This is a genomic window from Flavobacterium aquaticum (assembly GCF_003259835.1).
Classification (GTDB): Bacteria; Bacteroidota; Bacteroidia; order Flavobacteriales; family Flavobacteriaceae; genus Flavobacterium; species Flavobacterium aquaticum.
This window is the reverse complement of sequence record NZ_QLMI01000007.1, coordinates 107,389-120,656: the sequence shown is the minus strand read 5'-3', so window position 1 is coordinate 120,656 and position 13,268 is coordinate 107,389. Positions and strand designations below refer to the sequence as shown.

The following is a 13,268-nucleotide window of genomic DNA, read 5'->3' as shown; positions in this document are numbered from 1 at the left end:
TGAAACTTGAAACAAAAAAAACATGAAACAAAAATTATGAAAATAGCAGTTATAGATAATTACGATAGTTTTACATACAATTTAGTCCACTATTTAGAGGATTTGAATGCGAATGTAACCGTTTTTAGAAACGACGAATTTGAGTTGAATGAATTAGAAAAATTCGATAAAATTCTACTTTCTCCCGGACCTGGAATTCCTGATGAAGCGGGTTTGTTGAAAGAAGTTATCAAAAAATATGCTGCTACTAAAAGTATATTTGGAGTTTGTCTAGGTTTACAAGCTATCGGAGAAGTTTTTGGTGGCACTTTAACCAACTTAGAAAAAGTGTATCACGGTGTGGCAACCAAAGTCACAAAAATCGAAGATGACTTTATTTTCAATGATTTACCAAACGAATTCGAAGTGGGTCGCTACCATTCTTGGGTGGTTTCCAATGAAAACCTTCCAGCCGATTTAATCGTAACTTCTACTGATGAAAACGGTCAAATTATGTCGATGAAACATGCGCAATTCGATATTCGAGGTGTTCAATATCATCCAGAAAGCGTTTTAACTCCTTTCGGGAAAAAAATTCTAGAAAATTGGCTTAGCCATTAATTAACAACAACATACACGCTTAATTTCTTGCTTCACTAAAACAAAATCAGTGAAGTACAGCCCAACTTATGTCCAATTTTAAAATAAATGAAATGAAAAATATATTAAATCGATTAATTCAACATGAAATCTTAACTAAAGAAGAAGCCAAAGACGTATTGGTAAATATTTCTTCTGGAAGTTATAATCCAAGTCAAATTGCAGCATTCATGACCGTTTACATGATGCGAAGCATTACCATTGAAGAACTAGTTGGTTTCCGTGAAGCTTTGTTGGAATTGTGTATTCCTGTTGATTTTTCCGCTTACAATACCATCGATTTGTGTGGAACGGGTGGCGATGGTAAAGACACTTTCAATATTTCGACTTTAGCTTCATTCATAGTTGCTGGAACTGGAATTAAAGTTGCAAAACACGGAAATTATGGCGTTTCCTCTATTTCGGGATCGAGTAATGTAATGGAAAAAATGGGGGTGAAATTTACGAATGATTCCGATTTTCTCACCAAATCAATTGAAGAAACCAATATTGCCATTTTACATGCGCCACTCTTCCATCCTGCTATGAAAAATGTGGGTCCGATTCGAAAAGAACTTGGTGTAAAAACTTTCTTTAATATGTTGGGACCTATTGTAAATCCATCGTTTCCCAAAAACCAAATGGTGGGCGTTTTTAGTTTGGAATTAGCTCGAATGTATGCGTATTTGTACCAAAACACTACTACCAACTACTCCATTTTACACGGATTAAGTGGTTTTGATGAAGTTTCCTTGACTGATGAAGTGAAAATCATTTCGAATGCATCCGAACAAATTTTAAAACCATCCGATTTCAAATTACCTGAATGTAAACTTGAAACCATCAAAGGAGGAATAACCGTAGACGAATCTGCAAAAATATTCTTTGATGTTATTTCTGGAAAAGGAACTACTGCTCAAAACAATGTAGTTTGTGCTAATGCTGCCATCGCGATTCAAACCGTTGAAAAATCGAATTATGGGGAAGCTTTATCCAAAGCACAAGAAAGTTTATCAAGCGGAAAAGCATTGGAAAAATTGAAAAAATTAATCGCAATAAGTAATTAACCATGAGTATTTTAGATAAAATCATCACCGACAAAAAACGTGAAGTCGAGTTAAAGAAAAGCATTATTCCGGTTTCGCAATTAGAAGCTTCCGTTCTATTTAATTCGCGAACCTATTCATTAAGTAAACTTTTGAAAAATAGTGTTTCAGGAATTATTGCAGAGCACAAACGTCGTTCACCTTCTAAAACAATAATTAATAACAATCATTCAGTAGAAGATGTGGTTTTAGGGTACCAAAATGCTGGTGTTTGCGGAATTTCTGTTTTGACGGATGCTAAATATTTTGGTGGAAGCTTGGATGATTTGTTATTAGCAAAAGCTTCGGTGAATATTCCTTTATTACGAAAAGAATTCATTGTTAATGAATACCAAATTTTGGAAGCCAAAGCGCATGGTGCCGATGTAATCTTACTAATCGCAGCGGTTTTGACTCGAGAAGAAATCAAGCAACTTTCTGAATTTGCTCAAAGTTTAGGACTGGAAGTTTTATTGGAAGTTCACAATTTAGAAGAATTGAAAAAATCGATTATGCCAAGTTTAGATATGATTGGTGTGAACAATCGCAATTTAAAAACTTTTGAAGTGAGTTTAGATTACAGCAAAGAATTAGCATCTAAAATTCCAACCGAATTTGTAAAAGTATCTGAAAGTGGGATTAGCTCAATTGAAGCAGTTAAAGAATTACAACAATATGGTTATCAAGGTTTTTTAATGGGAGAACATTTCATGAAAACCGAAAATCCGGGTTTGGAAGCTAAACGATTCATTCAAAAATTAGTGATATGAAAAACGTAAAACTAAAAATTTGTGGGATGAAAGAAATCGAAAATATTAAGGAAATATCGGCTTTAAATCCTGATTATTTGGGTTTTATCTTTTGGGAAAAATCAAAACGAAATATGACTTTGGATTCGATTCCTGAACTTCATGAAACTACCAAAAAAGTAGGAGTTTTTGTAGATGCGTCCATACAAGAAATTGCTGCAAAAATTAATCAATACCAATTAGACATCATTCAATTACATGGAAATGAGTCGGTTATTTTTTGTAAAAATGTGAAAAAACTCGGTGTTGAAGTCATAAAAGTTTTTTCCATAGATTCGACTTTCAATTTTTCTGTGGTTAAAGAATATGTATTAGCTGTCGATTATTTTCTTTTTGATACCAAAGGAAAACTTCCCGGTGGAAATGGTATTACCTTCGATTGGAATATATTAGAAAACTACCACTACGATATTCCTTACTTTTTAAGCGGTGGTATTGGAACTACAGAAATTGACGGATTAAAAGAATTTTTAAAATCATCCGCTGCAAATAAGTGCTATGGAATTGATGTTAATAGTCGTTTTGAGAAAAAACCAGGCATAAAAAATAAAATGAAATTACAAAAATTTAAAAAATTGCTATATGAAAACTAAGTATAATGTTGACGAAAATGGATTTTATGGCCAATTTGGAGGCGCTTTTATTCCCGAAATGTTATATCCGAATGTTGAGGAATTAAAAGAAAACTATTTAAAAATCATGGACGAACCTTCTTTTCAAGAAGAGTTTAACGACTTATTACAACAATTTGTAGGTCGCCCAACGCCATTGTATTTTGCCAAACGTTTATCCAAAAAATACAACACAAAAATCTATCTAAAACGAGAAGATTTATGTCACACCGGAGCACACAAAATCAACAACACCATCGGTCAAATTTTAGTCGCCAAACGTTTAGGTAAAACCCGAATCATTGCTGAAACTGGTGCAGGTCAACACGGCGTGGCAACGGCAACCGTTTGTGCTCTAATGGGATTAGAATGCATTGTGTATATGGGCGAAGTCGATATTAAAAGACAAGCACCAAATGTAGCTCGAATGAAAATGTTAGGTGCGGAAGTTCGTCCCGCAACTTCAGGTTCGAAAACTTTGAAAGATGCTACCAATGAAGCTATTCGCGATTGGATTAACAATCCGATTGATACGTTTTATATTATTGGTTCGGTGGTTGGACCTCATCCTTATCCTGATATGGTGGCACGTTTTCAAAGTGTGATTTCCAAAGAAATTAAATCCCAACTATTATCACAAGAAGGCAAAGAAAATCCAGATTATGTGATTGCTTGTGTGGGTGGCGGAAGCAATGCTGCTGGGGCTTTTTACGAATTTTTAGACGAAGAATCGGTGAAATTAATCGCTGTAGAAGCGGCTGGACATGGCGTTGATTCAGGTGAAAGTGCTGCGACTTCTGTTTTAGGGAAAATTGGAATTATTCACGGAAGTAAAACCTTATTAATGCAAACCGAAGACGGACAAATCACTGAACCCTACTCTATTTCGGCAGGATTGGATTATCCCGGAGTTGGCCCACTTCATGCGCATTTACACGATACCAAAAGAGCAGAATTCATAGCAATAACAGATTCCGAAGCCATGCAATCTGGATTAGAAGTATCAAAAACAGAAGGCATTATTCCTGCAATTGAAACAGCACATGCTTTTTCAGTTTTGGATAAAAAACAATTCCAACGAAACGATATTGTGATTATCAACTTATCAGGAAGAGGTGACAAAGATTTGAATACTTATATTGATTATTTTAAGTTTAGTGAATAGTAAAAAGTGAAAAGTGATTAGTCAAAAACAAATAACATGAACAGAATCAACCAAAAATTACAAGAAGATAGAAAACTGCTTTCCATTTATTTCACAGCAGGATTCCCAAAGCTAAACGACACTGTTTCCATCATTCAAGAATTGGAAAAAAACGGAGTAGATATGATTGAAATTGGGTTACCTTTTTCGGATCCGTTAGCCGATGGACCAACTATACAAGAAAGCTCAACTCAAGCAATTGAAAACGGAATGACAACTTCGCTTCTATTTGAGCAATTGAAAGATATTCGAAAAACCGTTCAAATTCCTTTAATCATAATGGGTTATTTCAATCCGATGATGCAATTCGGAATAGAGAAATTTTGTCAAAAATGTGCAGAAGTTGGGATTGATGGCTTAATTATTCCTGATTTACCGCTATTCGTTTACGAAACCGAATACAAATCGATTTTCGAGGAATATAACTTGAAAAACATCTTTTTAATTTCGCCACAAACTTCCGAAGAAAGAATCCAACAAATTGATGCAATTTCCGATAGTTTTATTTATATGGTGAGTTCGGCTGCGGTTACGGGAAGTCAATCAGGATTTGGTTCAGAGCAAATGGATTATTTCAAACGAATTTCAAATTTAAACTTAAAAAATCCGCAAATTGTTGGTTTTGGAATTAAAGATGAAGAAACGTTTCAACAAGCTACACAATATCAAAAAGGAGCGATTATCGGGAGTGCTTTTATAAACTTTTTGAAGGAAAATCCGATTAAAAACACATATTCATTTATTAATACTTTCATTAAAAAATGTTAAAATATTGAAATGACCGTAATAAAAAATTGACTTTAGCTACTAACTCTTTATATTTGTTTTAATACTTAAAAAACCAAACAAAAACTATGAAGAAAATATTGTTTTCAGGTGCTGTTTTATCTTTGATTTTGATGAGTTGTTCGTCAACAAAGGTCGCTACAAAAGCAGATCTTGGCACTTACATTAACACAATTACGGCTCCCGAGTTAAGTAAACACTTGTATATTGTTGCTGGTGATGAAATGCAAGGTAGAAACACCGGAGAAGAAGGACAAAAGAAAGCTGGAAAATACTTAATTGAAGAGTATAAAAAAATGGGGATTTCTTACCCAGAAGCCGCTTCCGATTGGTATCAAAAAGTACCTTCTGAATTTATGAAAAGAGGATTTGCTCCAAAATTAAATGATTCTGAAAACATTTGGGCTTTCATAAAAGGTTCGGAAAAACCTGAAGAAATTATTGTGATTTCGGCACATTACGATCACGTTGGAATGAAAAATGGTGAAATTTACAACGGTGCAGACGATGACGGTTCTGGAACTGTTGCTTTATTAGAAATTGCTCAAGCCTTCAAAGAAGCTCAGAAAAAAGGGCATGGACCAAAACGTTCTATCTTATTCTTACACGTAACTGGAGAAGAACATGGATTACATGGTTCAAGATATTATTCAGAAAATCCGTTATATCCATTAGCAAATACTGTTGCTGACATTAATATTGATATGATTGGAAGACGTGATACTTTACATCCAAACACCAATAATTATGTTTACGTAATTGGTTCTGATAGATTAAGTAGTGAATTACATACGATCAATGAAGAAGTAAATGCGAAATATACCAAATTAGATTTTGATTATAAATACAACGACAGAAACGATCCTGAAAGAATTTACTATCGTTCTGACCATTATAACTTTGCTAAAAAAGGAATTCCTTCAATTTTCTTCTTTAACGGAGTTCATGCAGATTACCATTTACCAAGTGATACTCCCGACAAAATTGAATATGATGCGTTAGCTAAACGTGCTCAATTAGCTTTTGGTTTGGCTTGGGAATTAGCAAATCGTCCTGAAAGAATAAAAGTAGATAGAGACGGAAAATAAATCCGAACTTCATAAAAATAAAAAACTCCTGATTATCTCAGGAGTTTTTTATTTGGATAATGCTTGAAATTAAAAAACAAACATTGCTCTTTCGCTCATTAAATCATTTACTTCTTCCGCTACTTGTTCTAAAACAGCTTCATCAGTATGATTCATTAATACTTTATCTATTAAAGCAACAACCGTTTCCATATCTTCTTCCACTAAACCACGAGTTGTAATAGCTGGAGTTCCCACACGAATACCAGAAGTAACAAATGGTGATTTATCATCAAAAGGTACCATGTTTTTATTTACTGTAATTTCAGCTTTTACTAATGCATTTTCAGCATCTTTACCTGAAATTCCTTTGTTTCTTAAATCGATTAACATCATGTGGTTATCTGTACCACCTGAAATTAATTTGTAACCTCTTTTATTAAACGCTTCTGCCATTGCTTGTGCATTTTTCTTCACTTGCATCGCATAACGGAAAAACTCATCGGTTAAACATTCTCCAAACGCCACCGCTTTAGCTGCAATAATATGCATCAAAGGTCCACCTTGATTTCCTGGGAAAACCGACATATCTAAAACATGAGACATCATTCTGATTTCTCCTTTTGGAGTAGTTAATCCCCAAGGATTTTCGAAATCTTTCCCCATCATAATCATTCCACCTCTTGGACCACGTAAAGTCTTGTGAGTAGTTGTAGTTACAATATGACAATGTGGAATTGGATCATTCAATAAACCTTTAGCAATTAACCCAGCTGGGTGTGAAATATCTGCTAACAACAAAGCACCAACGCTGTCAGCAATCTCTCTGAAACGTTTAAAATCCATATCACGAGAATAAGCCGAAGCTCCTGCAATAATCATTTTTGGTTTGTTTGCTAAAGCAATTTCTTGGATTTTATCATAGTTTAAAACACCTGTTTCCTCTTCTACTCCATAAAACACTGGATTGTATAATTTTCCTGAAAAGTTAACTGGAGAACCATGTGTTAAGTGACCTCCATGAGATAAATCAAATCCTAAAATAGTATCACCTGGTTTTAAACAAGCTGCAAAAACAGCTGTATTCGCCTGAGAACCCGAGTGTGGTTGTACGTTTACGTATTCAGCGCCAAACAAAGCTTTTGCTCTGTCAATTGCAATTTGTTCTACAATATCTACTACTTCACATCCTCCGTAATATCTTTTACCAGGATATCCTTCAGCGTATTTGTTGGTTAAACATGAACCTGCAGCTTCCATTACTTGGTCGCTAACAAAGTTTTCAGAAGCAATTAATTCAATTCCGTGAATTTGTCTGTCTTGTTCATCAAGAATTAGGTCAAAAATTTGTTCGTCGCGTTGCATTGCAATAAATATTCGTTAAAATTAGGTCAAAATTACGAAAAAGGTTTGTTACATTGATAGATAATTTTATATTTGATTCATAATTTTTCAACAACAAACTAACAATACAATTATGCCAAATATAGCAAACGACCCCCTAAGAAAATCTTGGATAAATGTTCCCGAAAATAGTGATTTTCCTATCCAAAATATTCCGTTTGGTGTTTTTATTACAAAAGAAGATGTTATCACCATAGGAACTCGAATTGGAAACTGCGCCATTGACATGGGTGCTTTACAACAATTAGGGTATTTTGAAGGTATTGAACTTACTGATGATATGTTCATGCAAGACACACTGAACGATTTTATTTCTGATGGAAGAAAAACATGGCGTTTAGTAAGAAATAGATTAGCTGAAATCTTTGATGAAAACAATCCTCTTTTAAGAGACAATAAAGACCATAGAGAAGTTGTAATCTTTAAAGTGGAAGATATTGAAATGCTTTTACCAGTTCAAATTGGAGATTATACCGATTTCTATAGTTCAAAAGAACATGCTACAAACGTAGGAAAAATGTTCCGTGATCCAGAAAATGCATTATTGCCGAACTGGTTACACATTCCTGTAGGTTATCACGGAAGAAGTTCTACGATTGTGCCTTCAGGCATTCCTGTTCACAGACCTTATGGACAAACATTACCAAATGGAGAAACTACTCCAGTTTTTGGTCCTTCAAAATTAGTAGATTTCGAATTAGAAACTGCTTTTATTACTACCGATGCGAATTTAATGGGAGAACCAATTCCCGTAGAAGAAGCAGAAGAACATATCTTCGGAATGGTGTTATTTAACGATTGGAGTGCACGCGATATTCAAAAATGGGAATATGTGCCACTTGGACCATTCTTAGCAAAAAACTTTGCATCATCAATTTCACCTTGGATTGTAACAATGGATGCTTTGGAGCCTTTTAGAACAAAAGGACCTGAGCAATCACCAGAACCGTTACCTTATTTAAAACAAAAAGGAGAGAAAGCATTTGATATTAATTTAGAAGTAGCTATTCAGCCTGAAAATGCAGTAGAAACTGTTGTTTCTCGTTCCAACTTTAAATATATGTATTGGTCAATGGCGCAACAATTAGCGCACCATACCATTAATGGTTGTAGAGTAAACTCTGGCGATATGATGGGAAGTGGAACCATTTCTGGACCAACAGAAGATTCGTTCGGTTCGATGTTAGAATTGAGTTGGGGCGGACAAAAACCGTTAAAAATGAACGATGGTTCAGAACGTAAATTCATCAACGATAACGATACTGTAATTATTAGAGGATTTTGCCAAAAAGATAACTTACGAATTGGTTTTGGAGAAGTTTCAAGTAAATTGTTACCCGCTGTAGAATTGAAATTCTAATATATATATATATATATATATATATATATATATATATATATCATATTTAAAACTCCGAAATCGTCTTTCGGAGTTTTATTTTTTAGCCCTGATGGAAGTGGCATCCTTTTTGTTTTTCCTTTAAAAACAAAAAGATAGAACGTACAGCAGGAAATAGCTCCAAAAAAATTTTATCTTTGACAAAATATTTGATTTTTATGAAAAAAATTACCCTATTATTTTTATCGCTAGTTATCTTTTCATGCGGTGTAAAGCAAACCCAATCTATGTTAAGTAATGGTGACTATGATGGCGCTATCATTAATGCAGTTGATGCTTTAAGAACCAACAAAAACTCAAAAGGTAAACAAGATTATGTATATTTATTAGAGGAAGCTTTTGCAAAAGCTAAGCAACGTGATTTAGAATCGTTGAATTTGTTAATCAAAGAAAATAATCCGGCTAACTACGAAAGAATATTTAATCTTTATAATCAATTACACAATCGTCAAGAACGTATTAAACCTCTTTTACCGCTGCAATTGTTGAAAGAAGGCAGAAATGCAATTTTCCCAATGGATGATTATTCTGATGAATTAATTAGTAGTAAAAATAATCTTTCGGGATTTTTATATGGTAATGCTAAAAAACTATTGGCTTCTAAAAACAAGATGGATTTTAGACAAGCTTTTGATGATTTAGCGTATTTAGATAAATTGAATCCAGGTTATAAAGACGTTCGTGCTTTAATGGATGAAGCGCAATTTAAAGGAACCGATTTTGTTCATGTGTATACAAAAAACGAAACCAATATGGTGATTCCAGCTCGTTTACAAGACGATTTATTGGATTTTAGCACGTATGGAATCAATGATAAATGGACGGTATATCATAACAACAAACAAAAGGGTATTAATTATGACTTTGGGATGATTGTAAATTTCAGACAGATTAATATTTCTCCAGAACAAGTTCGTGAAAAGCAATTTGTTAAAGAAAAACAAATCAAAGATGGTGTTAAAACACTTTTAGATGCCAACGGAAATGTAGTAAAAGATAGTTTGGGCAATCCAATTAAAGTGGATAACATGAAAACTATCACGGTTAGTATTTACGAATTTACGCAATTCAAATCGTGTCAAGTAACGGCTAAAGTAGATTATATTGATTTTAGAACTAATCAATTAATTGATGCTTTCCCAGTAACGAGCGAATTTATTTTTGATTACATCTACGCAAACTACAATGGAGACAAACGCGCTTGTGAAGAAACCTATTATCAATATTTTGACCGAAGAGCCGTACCTTTCCCAAGCAATGAACAAATGGTTTATGATACAGGCGAAGATTTAAAAGTCAAACTAAAAGGAATTATTACCAATAATAAGTTTAGAAGGTAAATTTTATAACTTAATTAACAGAAGACAGTATGTAACGATACTGTCTTTTTTTGTACCTTTATATGTCTTTTTTTGTACCTTTATATGTCTTTTTTTGCACCTTTATATGTCTTTTTAAACCCAAAAAAAACGTCATTTTGGCATTAAAATTTAACAAAAATGCTAAAATAAAGACATTTTGGCATCTATTTAAGATTGGAACATATATTGAATAATCCCTATCAAACAACTCACTAAAAAGGATTAATTAAGAATATGAATATCAACAAATTTACAATCAAATCGCAAGAAGCTTTGCAACAAGCACAGCAAATTGCACAAAGTTTTGGGCATCAACAGCTTGAAAACGAACATATATTCAAAGGAATTTTAGAAGTAGACGAAAACGTTACACCTTTCATTTTGAAAAAATTGAATGTTAACGTAGAGCTTTTCAAAAAAGTATTAGACAGTACGATTCAGAGTTTTCCAAAAGTTTCAGGTAGCGATTTAATGTTTTCAAGAAGTGCTTCTTCAACACTTACCGAAGCCGAAATCATTGCAAAAAAAATGAACGATGAATACGTTTCTATCGAGCATTTGATATTGGCTATTTTCAAATCGAAAAGTAAAGTTTCCCAAATTCTAAAAGACCAAAGCGTTACCGAAAAAGGTTTAGAAGCAGCAATTGCCGAAATTAGAAAAGGGGAACGAGTAACCTCAGCATCGGCTGAAGAAACTTATAATTCGCTAAACAAATACGCTAAAAACTTAAATGATTTAGCAAGAAATGGCAAATTAGATCCAGTAATCGGTCGCGATGAAGAAATTCGTAGAGTGTTACAAATCCTAACTCGTAGAACCAAAAACAATCCGATGTTAATTGGAGAACCAGGTGTTGGTAAAACAGCTATTGCCGAAGGTTTGGCTCACCGAATTGTAGATGGAGACGTTCCAGAAAATCTGAAAGATAAAATTGTTTATTCGCTTGATATGGGAGCGCTAATTGCTGGTGCGAAATACAAAGGAGAATTTGAAGAACGATTAAAAGCCGTAGTTAAAGAAGTGACTTCTGCCGAAGGTGATATCGTACTTTTCATTGACGAAATTCATACCTTGGTTGGAGCTGGCGGTGGCGAAGGTGCTATGGATGCGGCCAATATCTTAAAACCCGCTTTAGCTCGTGGTGAATTACGTGCGATTGGAGCAACGACTTTGGATGAATATCAAAAATATTTCGAAAAAGACAAAGCGTTAGAAAGACGTTTTCAAAAAGTAAATATCGACGAACCTGATACTGAAAGTGCGATTTCGATTTTACGTGGTATCAAAGAAAAATATGAAACACATCACAAAGTGCGTATCAAAGACGACGCCATTATAGCTGCGGTTGAACTTTCGCAACGTTACATTACGAATCGTTTTCTACCAGATAAAGCGATAGACTTAATGGATGAAGCGGCTTCAAAATTGCGAATGGAAATCAATTCAAAACCAGAAGAATTAGATGTTTTGGATAGAAAAATCATGCAATTGGAAATCGAAATTGAAGCGATTAAACGTGAGAATGATGAAACTAAGTTAAAAGTTCTTGGTTTAGATTTAGCGAATTTAAAAGAAGAGCGCAACGAAATTTTCACCAAATGGAAATCTGAAAAAGACGTTGTAGATAACATTCAAGCGGTAAAATTAGAAATTGAAGATTTCAAATTAGAAGCCGAACAAGCCGAAAGAAATGGCGATTACGGAAAAGTAGCTGAAATCCGTTACGGAAAAATAAAAGAAGCACAAGAACGATTAGATGCTTTACAAACACAATTAGCAGAAAATCAAGCTGGGACTTCTTTAATCAAAGAAGAAGTAACCCACGACGATATCGCAGAAGTGGTAGCCAAATGGACTGGAATTCCAGTTACCAAAATGCTTCAAAGTGAAAGAGAAAAACTACTTAAATTAGAAGATGAATTACATCGCAGAGTAGTTGGGCAAGAAGAAGCGATTGAAGCGATAAGTGATGCCGTTAGAAGAAGTCGCGCTGGTTTACAAGATGCTAAAAAACCAATTGGTTCGTTCTTATTCTTAGGAACAACCGGTGTTGGTAAAACCGAATTAGCAAAAGCATTAGCCGAGTATCTATTCGATGATGAAAATGCAATGACCAGAATTGATATGAGTGAATATCAAGAACGTCATGCGGTGAGCCGATTAGTTGGTGCGCCTCCAGGATATGTAGGGTATGACGAAGGCGGACAATTGACTGAAGCTGTAAGAAGAAAACCGTATTCTGTAGTATTGCTAGACGAAATTGAAAAAGCACATCCAGATACGTTTAATATTTTATTACAAGTTTTAGACGAAGGAAGATTGACGGATAACAAAGGTCGTGTGGCAGATTTTAAAAACACCATTATCATCATGACTTCGAATATGGGAAGCCATATCATTCAAGAGAAATTCGAAAATTTAAAAGGTGGAATTGAAGCAGCAACTGAAGCAGCAAAAACAGAAGTTCTAGGCTTATTAAAACAAACCGTTAGACCTGAGTTCATAAACCGTATCGATGAAATCGTAATGTTTACACCGTTAACCGATAAAAACATTAAAGAGATTGTAGGATTACAATTGAAGAGTGTGATTAAAATGTTAGCACAGCAACACATTACAATGGATGCAACTCCAGAAGCGGTAGCATATTTGGCAGAAAAAGGTTACGATCCTCAATTTGGAGCGCGACCAGTAAAACGAGTAATCCAACGCGAAGTATTAAACCAACTTTCGAAAGAAATATTAGCTGGAAAAGTGACTACTGATAGTATCATTCTGTTAGATAGTTTTGATGGTCAATTAGTATTTAGAAATCAAAGTGAGTTGGTAAACTAAATCCAATTCATAAAATATACCCACAATCCATGGGTTCATAATGGGTTAAGTTTGTTTTAGTTTGGGAAACATCGGTTCAATTTTGA

11 protein-coding genes are annotated in these 13,268 nt (G+C 34.2%); 10 read left to right on the top strand and 1 reads right to left on the bottom strand.

From position 1 onward, the window contains the following. The first annotated feature begins 33 nt into the window (after positions 1 to 33). The 7 genes from B0I03_RS11385 (at position 34) to B0I03_RS11355 (ending at position 6,201) form a co-directional block, all read left to right on the top strand. Positions 34 to 600, top strand: a complete 567-nt coding sequence (locus tag B0I03_RS11385; RefSeq protein WP_181452391.1) for an anthranilate synthase component II — start codon at positions 34 to 36, stop codon at positions 598 to 600. A 92-nt stretch (positions 601 to 692) separates the two neighbouring features. Next, on the top strand, positions 693 to 1,685 hold the full coding sequence (gene trpD / locus B0I03_RS11380; RefSeq protein WP_111567561.1) for an anthranilate phosphoribosyltransferase: 993 nt from the start codon (positions 693 to 695) through the stop codon (positions 1,683 to 1,685). A 2-nt stretch (positions 1,686 to 1,687) separates the two neighbouring features. Beyond that, on the top strand, positions 1,688 to 2,473 hold the full coding sequence (gene trpC / locus B0I03_RS11375; RefSeq protein WP_111567560.1) for an indole-3-glycerol phosphate synthase TrpC: 786 nt from the start codon (positions 1,688 to 1,690) through the stop codon (positions 2,471 to 2,473). After that, a complete protein-coding gene (locus tag B0I03_RS11370; RefSeq protein WP_111567559.1) occupies positions 2,470 to 3,105 on the top strand; it encodes a phosphoribosylanthranilate isomerase in 636 nt (211 codons plus the stop codon). Before trpC ends, B0I03_RS11370 begins: the two co-directional genes overlap by 4 nt. After that, positions 3,095 to 4,288 (top strand): tryptophan synthase subunit beta, encoded by a 1,194-nt coding sequence (gene trpB / locus B0I03_RS11365; protein WP_111567558.1) that lies wholly within the window; start codon positions 3,095 to 3,097, stop codon positions 4,286 to 4,288. Before B0I03_RS11370 ends, trpB begins: the two co-directional genes overlap by 11 nt. 36 nt (positions 4,289 to 4,324) lie before the next feature. Next, on the top strand, positions 4,325 to 5,095 hold the full coding sequence (gene trpA, locus B0I03_RS11360; protein ID WP_111567557.1) for a tryptophan synthase subunit alpha: 771 nt from the start codon (positions 4,325 to 4,327) through the stop codon (positions 5,093 to 5,095). Between the two features lie 86 nt (positions 5,096 to 5,181). After that, on the top strand, positions 5,182 to 6,201 hold the full coding sequence (locus tag B0I03_RS11355) for a M28 family metallopeptidase (RefSeq protein WP_111567556.1): 1,020 nt from the start codon (positions 5,182 to 5,184) through the stop codon (positions 6,199 to 6,201). A 69-nt stretch (positions 6,202 to 6,270) separates the two neighbouring features. Here B0I03_RS11355 and glyA read toward each other — a convergent pair whose 3' ends face one another. Beyond that, the gene (gene glyA / locus B0I03_RS11350; protein WP_111567555.1) at positions 6,271 to 7,545 is read right to left on the bottom strand and encodes a serine hydroxymethyltransferase; all 1,275 of its coding nucleotides are present in this window, start codon (positions 7,543 to 7,545) and stop codon (positions 6,271 to 6,273) included. A gap of 112 nt (positions 7,546 to 7,657) precedes the next feature. Here glyA and fahA point away from each other — a divergent pair, with 112 nt between their 5' ends. The 3 genes from fahA to clpB all read left to right on the top strand — a co-directional run bounded on the left by fahA (position 7,658) and on the right by clpB (position 13,182). Continuing rightward, positions 7,658 to 8,944: a fumarylacetoacetase gene (fahA, locus tag B0I03_RS11345; RefSeq protein ID WP_111567554.1), complete on the top strand. Its 1,287-nt coding sequence runs from the start codon at positions 7,658 to 7,660 to the stop codon at positions 8,942 to 8,944. 197 nt (positions 8,945 to 9,141) lie between these two features. Next, the gene (locus tag B0I03_RS11340) at positions 9,142 to 10,323 is read left to right on the top strand and encodes a hypothetical protein (protein ID WP_111567553.1); all 1,182 of its coding nucleotides are present in this window, start codon (positions 9,142 to 9,144) and stop codon (positions 10,321 to 10,323) included. A gap of 255 nt (positions 10,324 to 10,578) precedes the next feature. Then, the gene (gene clpB, locus B0I03_RS11335) at positions 10,579 to 13,182 is read left to right on the top strand and encodes an ATP-dependent chaperone ClpB (protein WP_111567552.1); all 2,604 of its coding nucleotides are present in this window, start codon (positions 10,579 to 10,581) and stop codon (positions 13,180 to 13,182) included. Positions 13,183 to 13,268 lie beyond the last annotated feature (86 nt).

Coding starts and splice junctions, on each gene's coding strand:
- trpD (WP_111567561.1), top strand. CDS start 693: ATGAAAAATATATTAAATCGATTAATTCAACATGAAATCTTAACTAAA.
- B0I03_RS11340 (WP_111567553.1), top strand. CDS start 9,142: ATGAAAAAAATTACCCTATTATTTTTATCGCTAGTTATCTTTTCATGC.
- glyA (WP_111567555.1), bottom strand. CDS start 7,545: ATGCAACGCGACGAACAAATTTTTGACCTAATTCTTGATGAACAAGAC.
- B0I03_RS11355 (WP_111567556.1), top strand. CDS start 5,182: ATGAAGAAAATATTGTTTTCAGGTGCTGTTTTATCTTTGATTTTGATG.
- fahA (WP_111567554.1), top strand. CDS start 7,658: ATGCCAAATATAGCAAACGACCCCCTAAGAAAATCTTGGATAAATGTT.
- B0I03_RS11370 (WP_111567559.1), top strand. CDS start 2,470: ATGAAAAACGTAAAACTAAAAATTTGTGGGATGAAAGAAATCGAAAAT.
- trpB (WP_111567558.1), top strand. CDS start 3,095: ATGAAAACTAAGTATAATGTTGACGAAAATGGATTTTATGGCCAATTT.
- trpC (WP_111567560.1), top strand. CDS start 1,688: ATGAGTATTTTAGATAAAATCATCACCGACAAAAAACGTGAAGTCGAG.
- clpB (WP_111567552.1), top strand. CDS start 10,579: ATGAATATCAACAAATTTACAATCAAATCGCAAGAAGCTTTGCAACAA.
- trpA (WP_111567557.1), top strand. CDS start 4,325: ATGAACAGAATCAACCAAAAATTACAAGAAGATAGAAAACTGCTTTCC.